Origin of the sequence: Novosphingobium sp. PhB165 (assembly GCF_004341845.1) — a bacterium.
In the GTDB taxonomy this organism is placed as follows: Bacteria; Pseudomonadota; Alphaproteobacteria; order Sphingomonadales; family Sphingomonadaceae; genus Novosphingobium.
This window is the reverse complement of record NZ_SLVB01000017.1, coordinates 15592-37872: the sequence shown is the minus strand read 5'-3', so window position 1 is coordinate 37872 and position 22281 is coordinate 15592. Positions and strand designations below refer to the sequence as shown.

Below are 22281 nucleotides of genomic sequence, written 5' to 3'. Positions count from 1 at the left end.
GACCCAGCATGTCACGACGGAAAGACCCTTCTATACCGAACGAGATCCTCGATCAGCTGCTTGCGGGCACTGACGCGGCGGCGGCGCTCAGCCAGGGCGGTTTGTTAGATTCCCTGAAGAAGGCTTTTGCCGAACGGGCACTCAACGCGGAGATGGATCACCATCTCGGGCATGATGATCAGGTCGGCAACAACCGCAATGGCTATGGTCGCAAGACGGTGACGACCGACAGTGGGCGGATCGAGATCGAGGTGCCGCGCGATCGGGCCGGCAGTTTCGATCCGCAGTTGATCGCCAAGTACCAGCGTCGCTTCCCCGGATTCGATGACAAAATCATCTCGATGTATGCGCGCGGTATGAGCACGCGCGAGATCACGGGCCATCTGCGCGAACTATATGGCATTGATGCCTCGCCCGATCTGATCAGCACGATCACCGATGCCGTGCTGGAGGAAGTGGCAGCTTGGCAGCAACGCCCGCTGGACCCAGCCTATCCGCTGGTTTTCTTCGATGCGATCCGGGTCAAGATCCGCGACGAGGGGATGGTCCGCAACAAGGCGATCCATATTGCTCTGGGCGTCATGGCCGACGGCACCAAGGTGGTGCTGGGGCTGTGGCTGGAGCAGAATGAAGGCGCCAAATTCTGGCTGCGCGTCATGAACGAACTGCGCAACCGCGGCGTCGAGGATATCATGCTAGCTGTCGTCGATGGCCTCAAGGGCTTCCCAGACGCCATCACCGCCGTCTTCCCCGAAGCGATGGTCCAGACATGCATCGTACACTTGCTGCGAAACTCGATGGATTTCGTCGCGTGGAAGGATCGCAAGGCGCTCGGAATGGCTCTGAAAGCCATCTACCGTGCCGTTGATGCTGTGGTCGCCGAGGAAGCGCTGACAGCCTTCGAAGCCAGCTTCTGGGGGCAGCGCTATCCCGCCATCGGCCAAAGCTGGCGCCGGGCATGGCCCGAGGTCATCCCATTTTTTGCCTTCCCCGAGGAAGTCAGGCGGATCGTCTACACCACAAATTCCATAGAGGCGCTCAATTCCAAGCTTCGTCGCGCTGTTCGCGCGCGGGGGCATTTCCCCAACGATGAGGCGGCGACAAAGCTGCTCTATCTGATCTTGAACCGATCGGAGAAAGAGTGGAAAATGCCGCCGCGTGAGTGGAACATGGCGAAAGCGCAATTTGCCGTGCTCTTCGGCGAACGTTTCATCAGGGCCATGGCGGCCTGATCATCAACCGCCTCGCCGCACACGGAAATCCTGACAGTTCCCGGCACGCCTCGGCAGATCGGCGGGAAGGCCCTGCGTTCCCTCAACATAGGTCTGCCGATTGGCTTCGGCCCGGATCAGGCTAGCATCGACAGCGAAACCGTCGCCTCCCACCAGTCCTTCATCGATGCAGCGCCGCACGGTGGTCTCGAACAGCTGGCGGAACAAATCACTCTCACGAAAGAGACCATGGCGGTTCTTCGAGAAGGTGGAGTGATCCGGCACGTCGCCCTCGAGACCCAGGCGGCAGAACCAGCGGTAAGCCAAATTGAGATGCACCTCCTCGCACAGCCGGCGCTCCGACCTGATGCCGAAACAGTACCCCACGATCAGCATCCGGAGCATCAGTTCTGGGTCGATCGAAGGACGACCGATCGCGCTGTAGAACCCTCGCAGGTGCTAGCGGATGTCTGACAAGTCCACGAACCGGCCGATCGCCCGAAGCAGATGATCAGCAGGAACGTGCCGATCCAGGCTGAACTCGTAGAACAACGCGTCCTGCGCCACTCGGCGCTCGCCCATCATTGCTTGGCATCCTTCAGCATCAAGATGCTGAATCAGAAGCTCACCGCGACTGCAAGACCAACTTTTTCAACGACATCGGCCGTAAGGAGACTAGCGGCTTTCGGCAGATGAACGGGATTACCTGCCCCTCAGGGCATGCCGTCATTGCGGACATGACTTGATGGAGATGCGTCGTCGCTCTGCTAGCTAAGCTGCCATAATCATGCCACTTTCCGTAACGAGCAAGGGCGCAATGCAGCAGCCTCTTTCTCTGATCGAGCACCGCTTTCGCGGGATCGCTCTGATGTCGCTTCTTGCGGCTACCGCTTTGTCTCCCTCGGCATATGCGAAACCGATCTCGATCGAAGATGTGCTTAGGATGACATCGGTTGACGAAGTCGCGCCGTCACCAAACGGTCGCGATCTTGCTGTCGTGGTTCAGCGTCCGGCCGAAAATGGAGAAGCATTCGGGCGCACCTATTACGAGATCGACCCCTCGCGCACCGATATCTGGCTTGTATCCCGCGATGGCCCCGGACAACGCAAGCTCACCTCGGGCCATGAAACGGCCGCCGGCTACTGGTGCGCTCAATGGAGTCCGGACGGGCAGCAACTGGCCCTGCTTTCCACACAGCCCGAAGGCTCGGAACCACAAGGCGGAGACGCTGTCAGGCTTTATCGCTGGAGCCGTAATAAGGGAGCGCTCAACCGGCTGTCACAGCAGCCGATGTTGACGATGACACGCTACGGCTCACCGCTCAATGCCCTTGATCTGCGTGGAGGAGCCAGCGGGGACCGAAAGCCGCGTGAATGCCGACATTATCAGGAGAACGCGCCCTTCCTGTGGCTGGATAAACATCGATTGTTGGTGGTGCAAATGCCGGCCGGGCAAAACTCCGCGCTGTTTACCCAGCATACGCGGGCGTTGGAGGCAGCACGCGATACTGCCCGGCGCTTGCGGGAGGGACAGGTCAGTTCGGTTGATGTTGCCGACAGCGACCGTACGCACCTCGCAGATGCAATCGGTTCATACCAGGCGGAGATCGCCGTCATCGATACGAAAAGCGGAAAGCGCCGATTGCTTGCCCGGGTTCCGGCCTTTCCTTTCCGGGGCATGCTTTCCCTGCTCGTATCGCCGGACCGTCGATCGCTTGCCGTTCTCGCGCCGCGCGGGGTGATCCCGCCGCATGAGCTTGGTCTTCAGCCGTTCAACAATGACGATACCCAGGCAAGCAAGGTGCTGCTGGTGATGGATGTCGAAAGCAGGTCCGCTCCTCGCCTGATCGAGATGCCGCAAGAAGCGCATTATCCACTCGATCTGCTTGACTGGTCGCAGGACAGTTCGGCCCTGATGCTACGGGCGCGGCAAACCGGAGACCAGCGCGAGGCCCACGTTTTCCGGCTCGACGTTGCATCCGGAGTTATAGATCCCGTTGCCCCGGCCATCGTGCAAGATCCGGGAAATGCGACGCCCGAACCGCACGATCTACCCATTCGTTGGGCGTTGGATGGCACTTTGCTCGTGCGCGGCTACCGGGCATCGGAAGGTAAGGCGCCCGAACGCTGGTGGCGGATCGACCAACACGGTCAACCGATAGGGGCTCCCGATCAGAAAGCCCTGGCAGATCCCGAAGTACCGGCGGGAGGAGAATTTCTGGCTGCGGACCAGTACGGGTTTTTCTGGCAGGAGCCGACCTCGCAAGGTCTTGCCTTGCGCCATGCCTCCGCGCCTGACGAGAATCCACGCGATCTTCTTCTGCTTGACCGTCACCTTGCCGATATCGACTGGGGTTCGGTTTCCACTATCGATTATACAGGCGAGGACGGACAAGCACTCAAAGCGCTCCTGATCCTGCCCCCGGGGCATCGGCCGGGAGAACGCCATCCGGCACTCGTGTGGGCCTATCCCGGCACCATGATACAGGGAGCGAACGACTACTGGGCGGATAAGCGTCTGCCCGGCATCTACAATCTGCAACTCTACGCCGCGAAGGGGTATGCGGTCCTAGTACCGTCCATGCCGCTTGCAAAAGTCTCGGCAGGCGGCCCTTACACGCAAATGAAAAATGGCGTGTTGCCTGCGGTAGATCGTCTGGTGGAACTGGGACTGGCGGAATCCGATCACATCGGTTTGTTCGGCCAGAGTTTTGGCGGTTACGCGACTTATGCCCTGGTCACCCAAACGGACCGGTTTGCAGCCGCAGCCGCTATTGCGGGGATTACCAATCTGGTGGCCGACTTTGGGAGTTTCGACCGCGGTGCGTCAGGATGGCCTGGCGCCGCGCAAGACAAGTCAGTCAACCCTACCATCCTTTCCGCCGCAATGCGCATGGATCGCCCGCCTTATGCTGACCTTGAGGGTTACGCGATCAATTCGCCCGCCAACCACACGGGAGCCATCCATACGCCATTGCTCATGGCCCACGGCTCTCTGGACATACGCGGCAGCATTGAGGAAGCGGAAACCGTATTCACTCTTCTGGACCAACAGGGAAAGCCGGCACGTCTCCTGCGATATGAGGGTGAAAACCACGCGCTCGCACTTTCTCCAGCCAACGTACGCAATCTATTTGACGAGCTAATTGCCTGGTTCGATCACTACCTGAAGAAGCCGTGAGGGCGTTGTCCTTGCTGCGGACTAACATTCCCTTCCGTGTTTCCGCTTCCAGGCGCGGCAAAATCGCTGTCGAACGGCTTGAATGGCCGCGTAGCTGACTTTTAGGGCTGCAGCTTGTAACCGGTGATGAGTTGGCCGATCCCGACGCTGGTATCAGCATCGACTCCCGTAACCGTACTGATTGCTGATACGGCCACACGCGGCGCAACAGCAATCGCCATCGCGTCTCAAAGCTATCATCGACAAGACAACCGTTTAAACGCTTGACCCTGTAGCAACTACAGGCGGTAAGGGCCTATCTCACTGACGCGCCGTGTGAATGCATGGGCACACTGAGGCAGGGGCTAATTTTGAGTTTCAAGGGAGTTATCGGGGCACGGCAAAGCACCGTCGTCGCATTGGCAATGGCATCTTCGATTGCTCTGCGGCACAGGCCAAACAGCTGACGGCGATGATGGAGCGGGCGAGGACACCGAGATTGTCGTCCAGGCGACGCGTAGCGGCCGGCGGGTGCAGGATGAACCGTTCCGGGTGGACATACTCGACCGCGAGGAGATCGAGGAAAAGCTCCTAATGCGTCCTGGCAACATCGCCATGCTGGTGAGCGAGACGCCGGGCGTCCGGGTGCAGACGACATCTCCGTCGGACGATCCGGTTATTCCGCTTCCGGGGCGGCAGCTGGCAGGAGCGGACGTTCGTTCAGGCTTTAGCGCGCTCGCTTTGGAGTAGGGTGTCGCGTCGGCCATTCATTTCGCGTGATCGGCAGTCGCCGTTGACTGTAAGGTCTGAAATCTCGGGCTGCGCCTATCACGTGGAGATCGCCCGAAGATGGCATTCGCCAAAATCGCCTCGGTGGCCGGAAGCGACTTTAATCCGAGGTGTCGCAGAGTGCTAAGTATTAAGATTTACCATGCAATCAAGATATTCGTGAGGCATCGGCTGGCGCTTTTTTAGATACTATTATTCCGTCACTTCCGTTGATCTCAATTGGGGTGGCAAACGTCCTCGGCGTCCGGCCGTCTTGGCTCCGGAGCCGTTAAGTTTTGGGTTATGTATTTGATGGCAATCGTTCCTGCGAGTTCCGCTGGCTAGCCTCCACAAGGCGCCGGAAGTTTCGGGTCATGGTAGCCTCCACCTCGGCAGAGCCGCAACCCCAGAGCTCAGCCACGGCCTGGTAAACTCGCCCTTGATCGCCAGGCTCGCGGACTATTCCGTTATGCATTGCAAAAGGGCCGTCAGTCTCCGGAAGGATGCGGTCCCGCGGCATGGCGGAAACTGCCTCGCGTCCAGATTTGCTCAAGAGCATAGACGACCCTACAGAAAACCAACACCCAAGGCGCGATGCTCTCTCAATTGTCATTTGTCCTGTAGAGAACCAGTGAAGCACAAAGCGTCCGGCGCGCGGCTCAAACTCGAGCATATCTAGCAACATCTCGGAGGCGCCTCGGCTGTGAAGAGATATGGTGCGTCCCCCTGATGCAGCGCACAAGTCAAGTATCTCGTGGAGCACCTCCGCCTGAATATTTAGTGTGCTCTTATGCGGTTTAGAGCCATCCAGGCCGACTTCGCCGACGTAGTCCACTTTTGGAAGAAGCTCTTTGAAGAGAACCAGTTCGTGACGGCGGAGAGCTGCGAGCTCAGGATGAAGACCGAGAGCGGTTCGGATTCTGCTACCGGGTCTCGCAAGCGCGGCAGTCCCGACGAAGGCTGTGGGAGTTGTGGTAACAGAGAGTACGTAAACGCCTTCGTCGTCCGCCTTTTGCGCCGTCGCGGCTGGGTCGGGGTAGAGATCAAGGTGACAGTGGAAGTCGATCAGAGCCATTTGATCGTTTTGAACAGTTCTCCGAGTTCCGCCAACCCCCTACCTACGGCATCAATAGTCGCATCCCGAGTCTGCTTGTCCGCCGGCAACGGCCCCGCTTTTCGGATCCAACGCGCGAGATCGTCGCGTGAGGCACGGTTGAACTGGGCGACCGCTTGCCTCGCCGCGAGCACATCGTCGTTTCGCGAGGCGAGGGCGAGATCGTTCAGATAGTTGGTATCATCTTGGACACCTGCAAAAACGAACGAGGCTCTGCGAATTAGGCAGGGCACGCATCGACCACACTGGCCGTTCACTCGCTTTCCCTTTCCGCATGAGTACGATGCACTTGCCAGTCGGGAGAGGTTTGTATGGTGCGCACTTGCTAGCATCTCGCCTTTAGTCAAGTGAAAGAATGGATTTTGGAGCGTTACGTCGACGCCAGCATCAGCCCAAATGCTATTCAACTCAGCAATCAAATGTGGGTGTGTTGTGCGCGTGCTAAGTGAACCCATTCGCCGCCGAGTGAACGGTGGATTAATCGCGATGAGGGCGTTTTCCGGTACCAAGAGATCCCGCAAGTTAGCAGCGGTTGCAGCGACAACGCCGTAGCCAAAGAACAAGATAGAACGGGCTCGCGTAGACCCTTCATAAGGCTGGCGCCAACGTTCGGACACTCGCCCCTCAAATCGATGATGGGTAAGGCCTAGCTCCTGCGCAAGTGTAACCTGAGGATGGATTTCTTTTGGCGATCCCTGGCTGACAAGAAAAGGCTTACGCCTGCCGGTGTCTAGCCATAGCGCACCCAGAAAACTGTCCAATCCCCCCGAGAAAAGCGACACCACATGCCGATCGTGCTGCTTTGGCGCCACATTAGGAACAGGGCAGCCGCCGTCAGTGAACGACACATGCCAGATGTCGCCAGTTAGGAACCGCAGGACGGTGGATATGCGTAGCGCGAGCGGGTGCCACGGCGCCGGGTCCACTAAAGCGACCTTTAGACCAATTACGCGGGTCCAGCTGTTTGCTGAGCTCGCCCTAACGACGAAGCGGTCGGCGGCGAATGCACTGAGAGCAATCGCGAGGAAATCCCAAGCAGCAGTGCTTGGCCGGCCAAGAAGCCCTCGCTCCATTAGGCGCGGGAGCTGCGCGCCCAAGCCGGGGAGCGCTGGCGTTCCCATGCCGAAAAGTGTGACGCCTATAGCGTCCGGTCCCACATGTGCCGCGGCGGCTACTGCAGGGTCCGGCGTTGCGTGCACCGTCAGGTTTACCATTGTGCCATCTCCCCTTCCACGGCGGCGGTGATTTGCGAAATAATCCCGCTCAGGCGTTCTGTATTCAGCGCAGCGCCAGCATGTTGGATGATGGGAGTAGCGATCTGGTCAGAAACTTCCCTCACAAGATCACGCAGCCCGTTCTCCCGTTGTATCGCGAGATCCGGCGACACGTTGTTTGCCGCCTGCCCTTGCTCTATGGCCATTGCGGCAAACACGATCTCCGCGACGAAGCAAGACGTTGCCACGACAACTACGCGGTCCGTAATCTTCGCGATCTCAAAGGTTTCGTCGCCACCGAGGGCCTCGAAGAGGGCATCTCCTACTGCCGCCCGGATCACGTCCTCATCTAATATCCCTGGCGGGCAAAACCGGTCGACTATCTCACCTATCGCTTCTTCCAAGGGCCGTCCGGTAAGTGTGCCAAGGTCAAAGCCGTGGATAACGACCGACTCGCCGCCGGCATTCGCTACGGCCGCCAGCGCCGCGATTGCTCCGGCGCCGGTTCGAGCCGCGCGGGCGTGACGAGTCGCACCGCGGCCGCTTCCGATAGCGCGCGCATACCGGCCGAGGGCCTGGCGGCCGCTCGCGCGGTCGCCGGTGCTGAGATAGTCGCGCATGGCGCGTTTCATCGGCCCAAACGGCGAAGGCGGCAGAACCGGCCCAATCGCACGCGGATACTCAGGCGGGCCTTCGTTGTCCTGTCCGTCCTGGTCGTCCTGACCATCTGGTTCATGGTTTGGTGGGACCGGATCTTGATCCGCCCAGCTGGGCACGAGAGGTGAGCCGCCGCGCGTTCCCGGCTTCGATTGCGAAGTACCCATTAGCCCTCTCCGAGATACTTTTTCTGCCGCAGTGCATAACGTAGCCCGGTGTGGATTTCGGTCGATGCGATGTCGGTTACGAGTGCCTGGAGCACGCGGCGCGCCTCTGCGGAAGCGTCACCAAGAAGAAGGGCGCCGTGAACGCCGCCAAGCTTCGTTGTCCAGTCGCCTTCTCTCAGGCGTGAGACAATGCCCTCCATGACAGCCACACGCTCGTCATTACCGAGGCTGCCTATTATCCTTGTAGCGGTTGGTGAGTTGAGGCTAGTGACACCAAGCAGGCCATCGATCGCTTGTGCAACTGCGTCTGTTTTGTTCCGGCGATGCGAAGGCGCCATTACGTCTCGACTAAGGAACAGCGCTGGATGTAGAAGGTCTGGATCCCTGAAGCGTGGTTCTAAGGAACGCCACTGTTCTATGAATGCCTCGTGCGCCTTCCAAGAGGTGGGGGACTGCGGGCGTTGGAACCCTTCGTCGAATTCCTCGCTGGCCGCGATGAGACGTTCGGCGTCCGTACCTCCGGCCATGACCATGGAATACAGCGCCTGTGTGGCCTCCGCATCCGTGCCCCTCTCGAAGATTGCAAGTTTGGCAAGCGTAGCCAAATCAACATTCATTTTTCGGGATTGAGCGAGTGCCCTGCGCATCACTACAGCGTTTAGCAAGCGCTTGATGATGCGGGGATTACCCTCGATGCGAGGCGCGGTCGCAAGGATCCCTGCCAGGCGATCCGCAGTTCCGAGCATTTCAAGGAGACCAACGGGCTTGCCTGCAATCTCCTCGATTTCGTTGGCGGCGAAGGTTTCGCCCTTCCAGCCGCGTTGAAGCGCTGTCAGCAGGCGCTCTTGGACCCGCGACAGCGCGTCCGGCGCAATCTGCTGGACGAAGAGCGAGTACATGTAGGCGCGCACATCTTCGACACCCACACGGGGCACGTGGAACGGGACCTGAATGACCTTATCCAGATAGTCTCGGACATGGGGGCCGTTTGGGTCGTGAAAGTGCTTGGCGACTGAATGCCGGATCATGTCTTCGTCAGCCGCGACGACGAACGCGGTCCGCGGCATGAACAGGAAGAGGCGGACTGCCTCTAGCGTGCCGATGGCCACATCCGGCAGACATCGGTCGAGATTGTCGATAAAAAGGACGAGCGTCCGGTCGAGTTTTTCTAGAATTTCCGCGAACTCTTTGCGGAATGCTTCGATTTCTTTCGGGGGCGTCTTGGCCTTCTCCGGCTTGATGAGCTTGGACCAGCCCTCCGCAGCCTCTTTTCCGATCTCCTTCAACTCGTCCGCGTTGCCCGGCTTCGCATGACCGGACACGATCGACGATATGGCATTTCCGGCTTTGGTCAGGAGGCCTGGTGGGACGCCGAATGCCATGCCGACCCCGAAATCGGCGACCATGCCAATGGCACGGAAGTAGTTCACGCGAGCGGCAAAGGCCTTAACTTTATCCAGCAAGTCTTTGTCTTGCGCTGCGGCCGTGAGAAGTCGATCAGCAACGACCTCCATCAAGGCAGCCTTGGCATCGTCGAAGCCCTGATAAAGCCACGCGTCGAACTCTATGACGAGGGGCGGAGCATCTTCTATTTCGAGCCTTGCCTTAACGAGCTTTAGGACAGTCGATTTGCCTGTGCCCCAGGTTCCAAATACGCCTATTGATACTGGAAGCATGTCACGACGTGAAGTTAACGTCGCGACCTGGTCAGCAATCTCTGTGAAATTCAGGAAATCCTCATTGCTTTCGCGGTCACTCCACATTGTTGCTTCTCAGATTCGACAGCATTCCGCCCCCTAAGTCTCAATTGCGGGGTGTTCATAGGGGGGGCAGCCCCGGCAATGCGTGATAACGATCACACTCAGGAAGTTGGACAAAAAAGCCCATCGCGGAAGCGTTCGTCGTTGAATTTAAGACATTGTTGTCCATTCAGCTTCTGCATTTCCAGGCGGATTCCTTGACGCGATAATTGCGAAGTGATGTGTCCCGTATTCACGCTAACTATCAACAGCGCCAGATTTATCGAAAGCATGAAACTTGGAGAGCCGTCCTTGACGGAGCCCTCGTTTTAAGAATACCGCTCTGTTCACTGAACGCCTGATGCTGGCGGTTCCCGTCAGCCCAGCTTGCCAGCCGGCGAATGGCAGCATTTCAATATTTTAATGTTAAAGGGGCCGTTCCGGAGCCGTCAACTTTACGGACATTCCAAATGAGAGGCGCTTTCGATCCTCATTCAGTAGGTGTCATGCATAGCACAGCGCGGCTTTTTGATAGCAGACGTCGCACTTGCCGATTATGGGGCAGTGAGTTTCGTAGGAGAGCTTATGAATGACCGGGTTGCTGCGAGGGTTCTCGTCAAAGGTGGGGAGCTTTTGCTCGGTCCGAGTGACCGTGATTGCACTCTTTCTGTTCAGGACTTGTCATTTGTGATCGCCTTTGCGCCAGCTGAAGGCGAACCAAAAATATCGTGGCAGCAGAGCGGTCCGACTGGGCTCAGCCTGCTTGTCCGCGGCGACACCACCTCGGCTCTCGGCACAATGTTCTGGCTCAATAACGTCGGAACCCTGAACGGACAAACCCTCAATCTAACGCTGCTAGTTCGCGGCATCGGTCAGGATCTGAACTTTCACGGCAAGTCCGTAGCTTTTAACTTCACCTTGGGGGCAAACGGATGATGGCCGCTAATACCGCTCACTCTCCTAGTGATATCGATGTTCAGATCATACAGGGTGAGGCTCCAACAATTTACATCTATCGAGTTGATGCGGGTGAGTTGGAGCGCCTGACAAATGCCTCGAACCCGATACCTCTGGCAATATGCGGTATAGGCATCGGCGCCTTCTTTAGCTTGCTGCCAACCGTCGTAGGCGGCCTTGGTAATTTGGGAACTACGTCTTTCGGAAAGTCAGACCTAGCTTATACAATTGCAATTGTTATTGCCCTCCTTGTTGGTGTGATTGCGGGGACAATTGCGCTCAAAAATGACAGCGTCGTTAAGGCAGTTCTAGCGGATATCAAGCGTCGCGCCACCTGACAAAATCCTAACTTTCACATCCGAGAAGACACATTCTCGGGGATCCGTTCGACGGGCGTAGTCCTTCGCATCTGCTTTCTGAGCCACGAGACACGCTCTGACTATCAGTTTGGAAACAGCGGGCCGAAAATCTCGCGCCATTTCTGATTGCGGGACCAAGTCATGTTCTTGTCATCGTAGTTGATGGCCTCCAAGGCCAGCCCGTGCGCTTTCCTCGCCTTTGCCTCGAATGGCCCTTTACGAAATACGGAGGAGCCACTGCCAGGCGCACGCCAAGTCAGTTGGGCGGTGTTCTGACCAGCCAGATACGCGAAGAAATCTCTCGCCATAAAGTCGTGATAGAGAAAGGATTTATCGCGATGCTGCCACGTTGCGATAAACTGATAGGCGAGTGTGTCGATGAGCATTCCGCTCATGGCCACAGAGTGTCTATCTCGCCATACGCGCATCATGCGGCAGAGGTATTTCAGGTTCCGGTTGGTCTCCGCGCTGCGCTTCTCGACTGCCCCTATCTCGGCGCGCGGGTTGCAGACCTTCCAGCTTCCGCCTCCATTGGCGTTAGGGTACGTCCAACTGGTCGCATTTTTGTTCTCGAAGGCTGGCAATACCTCAAACGTTACGCCGTCGTCGAAGCGGATCACAACGACCTGTCCATCGCCGAAGCTATCGGTTGTCCGGTAGGTTTTCTGAATCGATCTCTTCACCGCTTGGAGAAGCGCGGATTGTCCGTTGCCGACATAGGCATTGTACTGGTGGTACACCGCGTTCGGCAGTACGAAACCGATGTCCAAATCGCTGAGGCCATGTGCTGCGGTGTCACGCCCATAGGATCCCACGTAGAGGCTGTGGGCGGTATCCGAGGTGGTGCTCCAGAAATCTGAGTTGAGCTGCTTCGTGATCCGCCTGTACCGGTACGAGATGCTTGTCATCTTCTCGAAGCTGATATTGTAACCGTCCTTGAATGTCGCGAAGGCGTCGCCGATTCCCATGTCGGTTCCTATCAGTCTATATTTACTACAAACGGGCCGCTGCTGGCGACGCAGTAGCCGTTCTTGACGACGAAGCATTCGATGCTGTGAGCACCGGGATATTTTGTGGTTTCCGTGCGGACGAGCCAGCCACGAGAGATCGTTGCCTCCTCGAAATTGCCCCTAAGGTCTTTGGCCTCGGCCGCGGCGGAGCCGGTGTTCACGATCTGCCAAAAGACGTTGTAGGGGGTGGGCACATCGGTCACCGCTTCGAACCGGATCGATCCACCTCGAGGTAATGCCTCGCCGTCGGATGCGATGTGAGCATCGCGGAACCCGTCGCGACTGAAGACGGCGGAGCGAATGGCGACCTGTCCGGTCTTGACGATTGGCCAGGAGGCGGGACGCTTATGAGGGGCGTCCAATATACGCCGAAGCGAGCGGCTCATGCGTGAAATGGTGCTCGCGCGATCTGTCATCTGCCGTCCAGACCGGTTTATAGCCGCATCCATGAGTTCGCGGCCGAGGCGTGGCGAGAGGAGTTCGACGATCGCCTGGGGGTCATTCTCCTCGGCCGCCCGCCGGAAATCGGTGCGAGCGGTCTCCAGCCAGTCGTCGAACGCCGCCTTTCGATCCGGTACGTCATTCCAGGAATCTGCGAAGTTCTCGCGCGGGTCGGATGGGTTGGCGATCCACCACAGGCCGTTGCGATTTTCGACGAATGCCTCCATCCGGCTCAGGATACTCAGTAGCGCTCCGGAGATGTCCGCTTCCTGCTGATAAGCGTGCGCAGCCAGTGTCGTGATGACGATCGACGATGGACGCTTTATCTTTTCCTCGGAGAAGCGCACGTCGCGATGCCGCTTGAGGATTTGGATGGCGCTCTGCAGCGGCGTCTTGACCATGAAATGCGGGATCTCGGCGACCTCGGCCCTCATGTCGGCGAGAGCGATCCCCTTGCGTAGCGTCTCGAACACAACCTTCATGCGTTCGTAGAACCAGTCCGCGTAGCCATTTGGGTTGCTAGCCGGCCAGTCATCCGAGATCCGATCGAAGTTCCTGTGCTTGGAGTCGGTGATCGCCACGGCCTTCTCGACGAAGTCCATCGAGATGGTGTGGTCGAGCCGCAACTGGCGCTGCGTCTGTGAGTCCGGCAGGCATGGCAGAACGTCCATGTGAAAGCGTGCCTCATCCGCATAATTGAGCGTCCAGACCCGGTCCCATGGCGAGGGGGCATCCATGCCGTGCTCCCTGGCGTAATCGACGAGTTCATGACCTAGGTCGGCGTGCAGAGCTTTCTGAGTCTTGAGCGCCTTCGAAACGGCGAATTCACAGACCACGTCTAGATCATAATGTTCGTCGGCACCTATGGGACGGATCGCCGTGCCCAGGCGAAAGGAGCCTTGGACATAAACGTCGGTGTGGATTTCGCAGAAGCGCGAATGCTCGCGCTCCAGCCAGCGGGCCAGAGACTTGTAACTACGGTCGGTGGATTCGTAACGGCTGATCGGAACTTCGAGGCTTTTAGCAAGATCCTCGATCAGTGCTTCCGCGATGCGTGTGGCCACGGGCGTCAACTACCCTTCTTCAGCCCAGCGGGAACGAATGCGTCGATCTCCGCGTCGGAGAAGGTATAGTCCTCATACTTCTTGAGGGCCGTCTGTGCGGCGGAATAGGCCTTTCCGTTCGTCTGCGGCGCGCCCTTATAGATTGCCGCGAGCTCTGCCTGAAGGTCGTCGCGCCGCTTCGCGCCCTCGTCGTCGGTGATCCGCTTCATACGCAAATCGGTGAGCAGAGAGAGATAGGATTCCCGGATTGGCCAGATGCTCGCCGCCGCGTCTCGGTGCTTCTGCGCCGTTCCGCCCGGATCGAAGCTCTTCATGTAGATCGATATCCAAGCGCTCGCGATCGCAGAGAGGGCAGCGACGACTTTCAGCCCGCAGCCGGGGAGAAAGACCGCCAACGAAGCTCCGGCTGCACTGATGACCGAGGTGGCGATCTGCGCCATTTTGTACCAGCGAAGCGTGTCGGCGCAGCGGTCGGCCATTTTCTCATGAGTTTTGTGCGTGTAGACGCACCGACCGAAACATTCTCGAACCTGATCCTCGAGTACGGTGAAGTCAACCATGGAACCCCCTCAATCCAGAGGATTCTAGCTAACCGGATGCCGTTCGTCTCGCGAAATCTGTTCACTTTCTGATCACGGCAAAATTTGTCATCCGCCCCGGGCGGCAACTCCTTCCGTGCCTCTGTACGGCAGCTTGTCTCCGCTGGTTCCTCGAGAGCGGTCGGAGCACTAAGTCCAACATGACTGCCGTTCACGCTTGCGTGCAACTCGCTGAACGGAGGGCAGCTTCCAAGGTGCCCTGATGGGGCACTGAACGGCGGCTCTGTCGGCGAAAATTGAGCCACACCGAGGAAGGGCTTTGGCGGCTACTGCGCTCCAAAGCGGCCGTTGGTAACCTCAAGCGGGTTTGCCCGATACCGGCTTTTCGGTGATGCGGCAGCGCAGATTAGGACTGCGCTGCCGGTCGTCGCTTTTCGGTACCTCTACGCTCAATACGCTGCCGACAGTGTCAGGAACCACTGGCGCGGTGCGATTGGATAAGCCGAATAACCGTTCGTGGCCGATCCGATCGAAAGCGTCGAGACACCCTTTTTGTCGGTAAGGTTGGTCACGTTGAGAGCAAGCTCCACCTTTTGCAGCGGCAACACACCGTCAGGCACTCGTCCCGCGGCGCGCAGCGAGGTCAGGAAGTAGGAGGCGACGCTGGCATCGTTGGTGAATGTGGCGAAGCGGCGGCCAACGTAATCACCGATCGCTTGTACCTCGATCGGGCCCACGTCCAGCGTCGCGACCGTCTTGTTCATCCACTTGGGCGTACCGGGCAATTGCTTGCCGCAAGTCGGGACGATGCCTCCGGTGACGACGTAGCCGCCGATGCAGGTGTCCGTAGCCGCGCCGATGCCCAGCGCCGTAGACGTGTAGTCGTTCTGGTATTTGGAGAGATTGTATGAGACGGCGTTATAGAGCGAGAATATCCGCCCAACCTTCAGCGTAATCGCGGCATCGATGCCATTCGTTTTGACGTCGCCGACATTCACTAGCGTCGAAGTGCCGCCTGTGATCCCGCTTCCCGCGATCCCGCCCGGGTTGGTGGGGATGGCAAGCAGGCGGTTGCTGAAATCGACGTGATAGTAGTTGATCTGCGCCTGGATCGCGAGGCCATTGGAAAACGTGCGGTTGGTGCGTACGCCCGCCTCGTACGTCCAGCTCGTCTCGGGCTTGCCCTCATCGGCGAAGGCGTCGAATGCCGCCTGGCTGCCGGTGAACCAGGGACCACCACCGCCCGCAAGATAGGCCTGATACTGCCGCAGGTTTTTCTGGACGTTGAAGTAGACCTGCTCGTGCCCATTGAAGTCATAGGTCGCGCCGAAGGCGGGCAGGAACCAGTTCTTGGTGTTGATCTTGCCTTCGGGAAGCGCCGTCGTGCCGCCCAGCGAGCCGACGCGCGGCTGGACCGGGAACCACCCGTTCGCCCACTGGGCGCTGGTCTTGACGCCGCCCTGGACGAGCAACTGGTCGGTTACCTGCCAGGTGTCCTGGATATGGAGTTGCAGTTGCTTGATCCGCGCTTCGCCCTGATACTGTGTGAACAGCGGCTCCATGACGTCACGGGGGCGGATGTAGGGAGTGCTCAGCGAAGGATCGGAAACCGGCACGGCATACCAGCGGCGCCATTGCGTGGTACTGTTGTGTTCGAACCAGCCACCGAATTCGATCTTGTGGTTGCCCAGCTCAACGCTTGCTGCCGAAATCACGCCGACGCGATCGATGCGGTATTCGGTGGTGCGGGTGATCATGCCTGAACCGCCAGTAGCAGCCACCAGCGCGGCACCGGAGGCAGCCGCCTGCGCAGCGGTCAGCGCGGTGCAGGCGGACGGGCGGATCCCATTGGCATTGGCGCTAAAGCGGCAATTGGTGGGCAGGGTTGCATAGTTCGGATCGAGATAGGCCTGCGCCGTGGTGATCGACTGGCCGAGCGGTCCAGCGACAACGCCGGCACCATCGTTATGGTGGTAGTAACCCGTGGTCGACCAGGCAATCTTGTCGGTTAGGTGGGCATCGTAACGCGCGTAACCAAGATAGTCGGTACGCTGTGCGTCCGAGTAGTAATTGCGATAGTTGCTGCCTTCGGCTGCCGGCGTGTTGCCCAGCGGCGTCAGGTAGTCCGTGCGGTACCCATCGAAATCCGGATAGAAAAAGGGCTTGGTGTAAGGCGTGAAGAGCTGGGCGGGCGTGGCCGTACCGCCGGCGGAGGGCTTGTAGAAGACAGTCGCGTCCTCGTTCGACTGCGTCATGTCATTGTAGTCGAAATAGAGCGTGAGCTTGCCGGCGTCGCTGTCATGCACGAACTTTGCGTTGGCCTGCCAGCCCTTCTGGATACCGTCGAAATCCCAGGCGCGCGCTCTCTGACGTACGCCAGAGATATAGGCCGAGTTCCCGCCGCCGATGTCGCCGCTATCGATGCGCAGATACGTGCGCGATGCGCTGTAGCTGCCGAAGGTCTGGGCAGCGCGAACGCCCAATTCTTTCTGCGGATCGGAGGAGAAGGTTTCCACGGTACCGCCAAGGTTGCTGTTCGAAGGCGTCCCCAGGTCACCGGCACCGGTGGCCACGACAACGCGCCCCACGTTCTCCGAAATGACGGCGCGCTGCGGCGAAAGGCCGTTGTAGTTGCCATAACTTTGATCGCCCAGAGGGATGCCGTCCATGGTGTAGCCGAGTTGGTTACTGGCAAAGCCATGGATGAACATCTGCGCGTTCTGTTCGTTATTCCCCCAGGGATCGGCCGTGATGTAGAGAACACCAGGCAGGGTCTGGATCGCCTTCAGGGGGGAAACGCCAGGCAGAATTTTCTGGATTTCGACATCGGAGAGCGCCGTGGCCGAACGGGTCGTCTTAGCTCCGGTGACGATGATCGAGTTGCTGCCGTCGGCGGGATTGGCATCGACAGAAGCAGCTTCGTCCGCAACGACCTCGCTGGCCATCGCTTGCGTCGCGGAGCACAGAGTAAGCGCGGTGCCAGCGAGCATAGCCCAGCGCGGGGCCTTGGCCGCCGATCGAATTGCCGTCATGCGATTGTTTTCCCCGAACCTTGTCAGCGGTGGGTTCACCGCACGGCACGGTCGGTAGCCAAGCGCTGTGGCGGTTTGACTTAACTTTGATTGCAGTTTGATTTCACAGGCAAAAGTAGTGAAATCTTGCATTGTGTGCGCACAAGCCGACCTGATCGCGATGAGACCATGCCGATTGGCCATGTCGTGCTGCTATACATCCCGGCTCGACAGGTGACTTTTGACTGCCAGCGATAGCCTGACGCATTAACGAAGGGCCGGTTTGGGAGAAGGCGCTTGACGTGGTCACGGCCGCTCTGTCGGCCTTCATGCAATGCAACCTCCATCCCATCGCTGTGGCATCGGCCAAGCTCAGGCCGAACTCTCCGTTGCTGCTAATTTTGCTTGAAATGCAAAATTAGCAGCAATATTGCTTATAATGCAAAATTGCGGAGGGAAGCGCCGATGAAGGTTTCAGTGCGCAAGAGGTTTATTGCTCTTGAACAACCATTCCGGGTCGCCTTCGGGACGATTTCCGGGTTGGATGTGGTTGAGGTTGAAGTTTCCGACGGCGATGTGATCGGGCGTGGCGAATGCTGTCCAATGGGCATCTACGGCCAGGACGCAGACTCGACATTGGCCGAAATCGAGGCGATCGCCCCTCGACTGGCGAGCGGCGAGCTGGATCGACTTACCCTGCAGGGCGCTATGCCGGCGCGGTCGGCACGAAACGCGCTCGATTGTGCCCTGTGGGATCTGGAGGCGAAGAGATCGGGGCGCTCTGTGTGGGATGTCGCCGGATTGCGTGCCCCGGGCACGATCACGTCGGATGTCACCATCGGCATTATGTCGCCCGAAGCTACCGCCAAATTCGCGGCGACGCTTCGCGATGCATCGATGATCAAGCTGAAACTAGGCGGCGAAGCCGATCTGGAATGCGTTGCAGCAGTTCGTTCGGTGCTGCCCGAAGTGCCGCTGTTCGTGGACGTCAATGCCGGATGGACCCTTGAGCGCCTCAACTTGCTTTCTCCGCGCCTTGCCGATGCGGGGGTGTTCATGATCGAGCAGCCGCTGCCACCGCAGGACGATCATCTGCTTGACGAGTACAACCATGCCGTCAGCCTGTGCGCGGACGAATCCTGCCACGACCGCACCGACCTGGATCGGTTCGTCGGCCGGTATGATTACGTCAACATCAAGCTGGACAAGACCGGCGGTCTTACCGAGGGTTTGGCGTTGGCCGCAGCTTCGCAGGCAAGGGGGTTTCGTTTGATGGTGGGGTGCATGCTGGGTTCTGGGCTGGCGATGGCGCCTGCTTATGTGATCGCCTCGCTTTGCGAGGTCGTCGACCTCGACGTGCCGCTTATCGTCAAGGACCGCGCCGATGCCGGGGTGCACCACGATGGTCGGCGCCTGCATCGCTTTACCGCCGAACTGTGGGGCTGATTGCCGACGGTCCGATCTAGCCAAGCCCTGAGGCAGGGATTAACAGGCACACATGGACATCGTCAAAGACGGGCACATGCAGGTGGGCGACATGCCGGGCACGATCGGCGCTTTGCTGCGTACACTTCGAAAGCGCCGGAAAATGACGCTGGAACGTCTATCCGAACTGACTGGCATATCGGTGTCGTCGCTTTCGCGGATCGAGAATACCCAGCTCGGCTTGACGATCGAGAAGGTAGAGCTACTTGCCAAGGCGCTTGAAATCGCGCCCGAGGATCTGATCGCCCGTAAGCCGGCCCCGGATCACGATGGTGGGGGCGGCTTTGGGGTTGGCAGCGATGGCGGAGTCATTGGGGCTGGCAGGAGTCCGCGCAGGGTCAGTTATCGACGTCTTGCCGTCGATCGTGAGCGGACGCGTGGTAGCAAGGCAAGCAGCTATCGCGAACTCAATCTGAAGCATCTGTTCGAGCCGGACAGCAGTCGTGCGCTGGATTGCATGCAGGTGGCGATCGAATCGATCAGTATCTGGGAATCCGAATTCGTGCGCCATCCTGGCGAGAAGATCATCTACGTGTTGCGTGGCGACGTGCTGATATATTGCGAGGGGCATGCGCCGCTCGTTCTGGAAACCGGCGATGCCCTCTTCATGGATGGTTCCATGTGGCACAGCACCGTCGCTGCGCATGGTCCTCCAGCCGAGCTGCTGGTGACTTATTATCACGGCCCCGACGCGGACCAAGGGGTGTTCGAAACGCAGGTTTTCACGCCCGAAAGTTGGGCGGCGCTTCAGGCCGCCTGACTTTCCCCCCACCCCCAAATCCCGAACAATAGCGCTGCGCACGAATGGTCGTAGCTCGTCCACATAATTTGCTTGAACTGCAATTTTGAAACATATATTGCAGTTAGTGCAAAATATGTGGACAGGGTAGGCGCATGACGGCGCAATGGGGCTTCAAGGTCGGCAAGGCAGGCATGGCCGATGCGCGCTTCGGCTGTGATGACCGTTTTCGCAGCCTCATCGGCATTGAGCGGGGTGTCGGATTGCGGGCAGCAATGTGGTTCGGCTGCGCAGACTCGGCCCACCGTTCCCGCCTTCCCGAACCCTTCCGCGCTGAAGGCGCCAACGCCGATCGAAATGCGGCGGAGTCCGCCGTGCTCGCCAAACGCCAAACAAGGGGTATTCGCATGAGGACATTTCCGAGAGGCAAACTGCGCTTTCTGCTCGCCGCCGGCACGGCGCTTTCCTACATCCCTTCTGCAACCGCGCAGGACGCCGATGCTGCATCCAGCGGCGGATATCCGGGCGAAATCGTCGTTACAGCGCAAAAGCGCGCCGAACGCCTGATCGATACACCTCAATCGATCACTGCGCTTTCGTCGGATGACATGTCGCGGATCGCCGCGAGGCAGTTTGTCGATTTTGCCAATACGGTTCCCGGGCTTCAATATACTTCGCAGGGTGCAGGCACATCGCAGATCAGCATGCGCGGCGTCACCAGCGGTGCGGACGTCTCGTCGACGGTCGGCATCTATGTCGACGAGGTGCCCTATGGTTCGAGTTCGGCATTCGCCAACGGCCCGCGCCGTGCGCTCGATGTCGGGCTTTTCGACATCGACCGTGTCGAGGTGCTGCGCGGACCGCAGGGCACGCTTTATGGCGCCAGTTCGATGGGCGGCGTTCTCAAGTATGTGATGGCCAAGCCCTCGTTGACCGAATTCGAGGCAAAGGCGCAGGCCGGTATCTCGGCGACGGCGCACGGCGGGACCAGTTACGACGCATCTGCGGTGGTCAATGCTCCTCTCGCAACCGATAGAGCGGCAGTACGGGCCAGCGGCTACTATTCGCGCGACGGCGGCTACTTCGACAATGTCGTCACCGGCGAGAAGAATGTCGATCGCGGCAAGGTCTATGGCGGCCGGCTCGATGCCCTGTTCACGCCGGTGGAAGATCTTTCGATCCGGCTTACCGGCTTCGCGCAGAATATCCGGCGCGAAGGCGGCAGTTATGCCAATATCGGCCTCGATGGCGTGCCGGTTGCCGGATATGTCGATCAGGCGCACCCGCTGGATGAGCCCTTCCGGTCAAACTTCCGCCTTGGCAGCGCGACCGTCGATTACGATTTTGGCGACGCATCGCTGACGTCGGTGACCAGTTATCAAGAGAACAAGACTTACGCGTCGACCGATGGATCGGCAGTCTACGCGCCTTATCTTCAGATACTGGCCAATATTCCCGCCGAAGCCGTGGCGATCAACGAACTGGCGAGGACGCGCAAGTTTGCGCAGGAAATCCGTCTGTCGTCGCCAACGGGCCGCACCTTCGAATGGTTGATCGGCGGGTTCTACACCCATGAAAAGAGCCTGTTGCAGCAGGTTGCCGATACTTATGGCGCGGGCCTTGTGCCGATGCCGCAAGTGAACGCGGTAACCGCCGAGATCGACAGTACGTATGAGGAATATGCCGCCTTCGGAAACGTAACCTGGCACCTGACCGATGCCTTCGATGTCAGCGGCGGTATCCGTTATGCGCACAACCGGCAGAAATTCACACAAAACGCCTCGGGCATCTTCGTCGTTTCTGCGCCGGGGTCGACGTCCAGTGAAAGCGTCGTCACCTATCTTGCCAACGCGCGCTATCGATTCAGCCGCAACGTGACGGCCTATGCCCGTTTCGCCACCGGCTACCGCCCGGGCGGCCCGAACTACCGCGTGATCGACCCTGCAACCAACGAACCCTCGGCCGCGACGTACGATTCAGATTCGCTGGCGAGTTACGAACTGGGCATCAAGGCGGAGACTGCCGATCACACCTTCGGCCTCGATCTGTCGGGCTATTATATCGACTGGAAGGATATCCAGCTTCTCAGCCCGGTTGCCGGCGTCAGCAATTTCACCAACGGGCCGGGCGCACATATCAAAGGCGCCGAACTGGCCCTGACCGCACGCCCGGGGCCGGGCTTCGCTGCAACGGCGAATTTTGCATACAACGATGGTTATCTGACGCAGGACGTGCCGCTGCTCGGCGCCCGGAAGGGAGAGCGCCTGCCCAACACACCGCATTTCACGGCTGCGCTCAATGCCGACTATGTACTGCCGAACAGCGACCTGAAGCCGGGGCTGGGCGCGACACTGCGCTTCGCTTCGGACAGCACGGCCAGTTTCGACGCCAGCCCGGCGTTGCGGCAGTATGATGTGCCGGATTATGTGACCGTCGATCTGCGCGCCAGCATGTCGCTCGGGCCGGTCGATGCGCAAATCTATGTGCGCAACCTGTTCGATACGCGGGGCCAGCTGGCAGCGCAGACGGTTCTGTCGCAACTGGGCGGCCCCGCGCAGGTCCTGATCCTGCGGCCACGCACCATCGGCCTGCAGCTGAGTTCGCACTTCTAGGGCGCAATCGCAAGAATGCTGCCGAAAGCCCCCA

The 22281-nt window shown here is 59.1% G+C and carries 16 protein-coding genes and 1 pseudogene; 8 read left to right on the top strand and 9 right to left on the bottom strand.

Features of this window, described 5'->3' with window-relative positions; genetic code table 11:
- The first annotated feature begins 8 nt into the window (after positions 1–8).
- Positions 9–1232: an IS256 family transposase gene (locus EDF56_RS25215; RefSeq protein ID WP_132392841.1), complete on the top strand. Its 1224-nt coding sequence runs from the start codon at positions 9–11 to the stop codon at positions 1230–1232.
- A 93-nt stretch (positions 1233–1325) separates the two neighbouring features.
- Here the strand turns inward: EDF56_RS25215 and EDF56_RS25210 are convergent.
- A pseudogene (locus tag EDF56_RS25210) lies at positions 1326–1796 on the bottom strand (transposase); the annotation flags it as partial.
- A gap of 232 nt (positions 1797–2028) precedes the next feature.
- Between EDF56_RS25210 and EDF56_RS25205 the strand changes: the two are divergent.
- Both EDF56_RS25205 and EDF56_RS26270 read left to right on the top strand, forming a co-directional pair.
- Positions 2029–4392 carry a prolyl oligopeptidase family serine peptidase gene (locus EDF56_RS25205; protein WP_165912390.1) on the top strand — a complete coding sequence of 788 codons (2364 nt, stop codon included), beginning with the start codon at positions 2029–2031 and terminating at the stop codon, positions 4390–4392.
- A 417-nt stretch (positions 4393–4809) separates the two neighbouring features.
- A complete protein-coding gene (locus tag EDF56_RS26270) occupies positions 4810–5121 on the top strand; it encodes a hypothetical protein (RefSeq protein ID WP_207905107.1) in 312 nt (103 codons plus the stop codon).
- 1083 nt (positions 5122–6204) lie between these two features.
- On the opposite strand, the gene qatC is transcribed toward EDF56_RS26270, so the two are convergent.
- From qatC to EDF56_RS25180, 3 genes are all read right to left on the bottom strand, one after another.
- Positions 6205–7467 (bottom strand): Qat anti-phage system QueC-like protein QatC, encoded by a 1263-nt coding sequence (gene qatC, locus EDF56_RS25190; RefSeq protein WP_132392837.1) that lies wholly within the window; start codon positions 7465–7467, stop codon positions 6205–6207.
- Positions 7461–8087 (bottom strand): hypothetical protein, encoded by a 627-nt coding sequence (locus EDF56_RS25185; protein ID WP_165912389.1) that lies wholly within the window; start codon positions 8085–8087, stop codon positions 7461–7463. The genes qatC and EDF56_RS25185 overlap by 7 nt, the downstream gene beginning before the upstream one ends.
- 203 nt (positions 8088–8290) lie before the next feature.
- Positions 8291–10054: a KAP family NTPase gene (locus EDF56_RS25180; RefSeq protein ID WP_132392833.1), complete on the bottom strand. Its 1764-nt coding sequence runs from the start codon at positions 10052–10054 to the stop codon at positions 8291–8293.
- 561 nt (positions 10055–10615) lie between these two features.
- Between EDF56_RS25180 and EDF56_RS25175 the strand changes: the two genes are divergently transcribed.
- Together EDF56_RS25175 and EDF56_RS25170 are read left to right on the top strand one after the other, a co-directional pair.
- Positions 10616–10966, top strand: a complete 351-nt coding sequence (locus EDF56_RS25175) for a hypothetical protein (RefSeq protein WP_132392831.1) — start codon at positions 10616–10618, stop codon at positions 10964–10966.
- Positions 10966–11325 carry a hypothetical protein gene (locus EDF56_RS25170; protein ID WP_132392829.1) on the top strand — a complete coding sequence of 120 codons (360 nt, stop codon included), beginning with the start codon at positions 10966–10968 and terminating at the stop codon, positions 11323–11325. The genes EDF56_RS25175 and EDF56_RS25170 overlap by 1 nt, the downstream gene beginning before the upstream one ends.
- A 104-nt stretch (positions 11326–11429) precedes the next feature.
- On the opposite strand, the gene EDF56_RS25165 is transcribed toward EDF56_RS25170, so the two are convergent.
- From EDF56_RS25165 to EDF56_RS25150, 4 genes are all read right to left on the bottom strand, one after another.
- Complete coding sequence (locus tag EDF56_RS25165) at positions 11430–12314, bottom strand: nucleotidyltransferase (RefSeq protein WP_132392827.1); 885 nt, start codon at positions 12312–12314, stop codon at positions 11430–11432.
- Positions 12315–12325: 11 nt separating this feature from the next.
- Positions 12326–13861 (bottom strand): nucleotidyltransferase, encoded by a 1536-nt coding sequence (locus EDF56_RS25160; protein WP_132392825.1) that lies wholly within the window; start codon positions 13859–13861, stop codon positions 12326–12328.
- Between the two features lie 5 nt (positions 13862–13866).
- On the bottom strand, positions 13867–14421 hold the full coding sequence (locus tag EDF56_RS25155; protein ID WP_132392823.1) for an SLATT domain-containing protein: 555 nt from the start codon (positions 14419–14421) through the stop codon (positions 13867–13869).
- A 428-nt stretch (positions 14422–14849) separates the two neighbouring features.
- On the bottom strand, positions 14850–17432 hold the full coding sequence (locus tag EDF56_RS25150; RefSeq protein ID WP_207905097.1) for a TonB-dependent receptor: 2583 nt from the start codon (positions 17430–17432) through the stop codon (positions 14850–14852).
- Between the two features lie 444 nt (positions 17433–17876).
- Here EDF56_RS25150 and EDF56_RS25145 point away from each other — a divergent pair, with 444 nt between their 5' ends.
- Together EDF56_RS25145 and EDF56_RS25140 are read left to right on the top strand one after the other, a co-directional pair.
- On the top strand, positions 17877–18857 hold the full coding sequence (locus EDF56_RS25145) for a dipeptide epimerase (RefSeq protein ID WP_132392821.1): 981 nt from the start codon (positions 17877–17879) through the stop codon (positions 18855–18857).
- Positions 18858–18909: 52 nt separating this feature from the next.
- Positions 18910–19656, top strand: a complete 747-nt coding sequence (locus tag EDF56_RS25140; protein WP_132392819.1) for an XRE family transcriptional regulator — start codon at positions 18910–18912, stop codon at positions 19654–19656.
- Here EDF56_RS25140 and EDF56_RS26175 read toward each other — a convergent pair.
- Positions 19644–20027: a hypothetical protein gene (locus tag EDF56_RS26175; RefSeq protein WP_165912388.1), complete on the bottom strand. Its 384-nt coding sequence runs from the start codon at positions 20025–20027 to the stop codon at positions 19644–19646. The two genes, EDF56_RS25140 and EDF56_RS26175, sit on opposite strands and share 13 nt — an antisense overlap.
- A 15-nt stretch (positions 20028–20042) precedes the next feature.
- Here EDF56_RS26175 and EDF56_RS25135 point away from each other — a divergent pair, with 15 nt between their 5' ends.
- On the top strand, positions 20043–22247 hold the full coding sequence (locus EDF56_RS25135; RefSeq protein WP_165912387.1) for a TonB-dependent receptor: 2205 nt from the start codon (positions 20043–20045) through the stop codon (positions 22245–22247).
- The last annotated feature ends 34 nt before the right edge of the window (positions 22248–22281 follow it).